The organism is Dietzia sp. DQ11-38-2, assembly GCF_014145055.1.
GTDB lineage: Bacteria > Actinomycetota > Actinomycetes > Mycobacteriales > Mycobacteriaceae > Dietzia.
The window spans coordinates 1-1,691 of the sequence record NZ_JAALDW010000374.1 but is presented as its reverse complement, the minus strand read 5'-3'; the positions used below and the strand labels follow the sequence as shown (position 1 = coordinate 1,691).

General features: G+C 69.4%; 2 protein-coding genes. Both read left to right on the top strand.

The window, feature by feature from the left end; all coding sequences use genetic code 11:
* Positions 1–12 precede the first annotated feature (12 nt).
* Entirely contained in the window at positions 13–516 is a 504-nt protein-coding gene (gene dtd, locus G6026_RS12520; protein WP_107756392.1) for a D-aminoacyl-tRNA deacylase, read from the top strand.
* A 139-nt stretch (positions 517–655) separates the two neighbouring features.
* Positions 656–1,624, top strand: coding sequence for a sigma-70 family RNA polymerase sigma factor (locus tag G6026_RS12515; RefSeq protein WP_017837708.1), 969 nt, complete (start codon positions 656–658; stop codon positions 1,622–1,624).
* Positions 1,625–1,691 lie beyond the last annotated feature (67 nt).

Genomic DNA, 1,691 nt, shown 5'->3' with positions numbered 1-1,691 from the left:
TCCCGCGGACCGATGAGAGCCGTGATCTCGCGGGTCACCGAGGCGTCTGTGACCGTGGACGGGGCCGTGGTGGGCGCACTCCCCCGCGCCGGACTTCTGGTCCTGCTCGGCGTGTCGACCGACGACGACGAGACGGACGTCTCCACGATGGTCCGCAAGATCGCCGAGTTGCGCATCCTGCGGGGCCGGTCGGGCGCGGACGACGACGGTGCACTCCGGGACGATGCGGTCCGGGACGGTGCGGTCGAGGTGGGCGCGGTCGAGGTCGGCGCGCCCGTCCTGGTGGTCAGCCAGTTCACCCTCATGGGGTCGACGACCAAGGGGCGCAGGCCGTCGTGGTCCCGCGCCGCCCCTGGCGAGCAGGCCGAAGCGGCCGTCGACGCGGTGGTCCGCGGTCTCCGGGACCGCGGTCTCGAGGTCACGACCGGCAAGTTCGGCGCGATGATGCAGGTCAGTTCTGTCAATGACGGCCCGTTCACCGTCCTCGTCGACACCTCGGGTTCCCGCGCCTCGTGACGGGCGTCATCATCGCGGGAACATTCCCGGCGGCCCCGCCGTTGTAGCAGTACGTGACCGTGACCCGGCCACGCGCCCGTTCCGTCCATCAGCAACCGACCGCCGGCTCTGATCCCCCGGACCGGCAGGAGGAGGAGACATGACGTCAGCCACCACCCGATCGGATCGTCGGACGGAGGCGGAGTCGGAAGGCCAGAGCCCCAGCGCGGACCTCGTCCGCGTCTACCTCAACGGGATCGGCAAGACCGCCCTCCTCAACGCGGAGGACGAGGTCGAGCTCTCCAAGCGTATCGAGGCCGGTCTGTACGCCTCCCACCTCCTGGCCACCAAGAAGCGGATCGGCCCCACCAAGAAGGCGGACCTCAAGGTGATCGTCGCCGAGGGGGAGGCGGCCCGTGCACACCTGCTCGAGGCCAACCTCCGACTGGTGGTCTCCCTGGCCAAGCGCTACACCGGTCGCGGGATGCCACTGCTCGATCTCATCCAGGAGGGCAACCTCGGACTGATCCGAGCCATGGAGAAGTTCGACTACGCCAAGGGGTTCAAGTTCTCGACCTACGCCACGTGGTGGATTCGCCAGGCGATCACCCGGGGCATGGCCGACCAGTCCCGCACCATCAGGCTCCCCGTGCACCTGGTGGAGCAGGTCAACAAGCTCGCCCGCATCAAGCGGGAGTTGCACCAGCAGCTCGGACGCGAGGCGACCCTGGATGAGCTGGCGGAGGAGTCGGGAATCCCCGCGCACAAGATCGAGGAGCTGCTCGATCACTCCCGGGACCCGGTGAGCCTGGACATGCCGGTCGGCGCCGACGAGGAGGCGCCCCTGGGCGACTTCATCGAGGACGCCGAGGCCACCAGCGCCGAGAACACGGTCGTGACCAACGTGATGCACTCGGACGTGCGCGCGGTGCTGTCCACGCTCGAGGAGCGCGAGCAGCAGGTCATCACCCTGCGCTTCGGGCTCGACGACGGCCAGCCGCGTACTCTCGACCAGATCGGGAAGCGTTTCGGTCTGTCGCGAGAGCGTGTCCGTCAGATCGAGCGTGAGGTCATGGCGAAGCTCCGGGAGGGGCGCCGCGCCGACAAGCTCCGTTCCTACGCGGTCTGAGGGACGGACGGGCCGCACGGGCGCAGGACGCAGCCCCGGCTCCCCGAGGCGGGTTCACCCCGCCGAG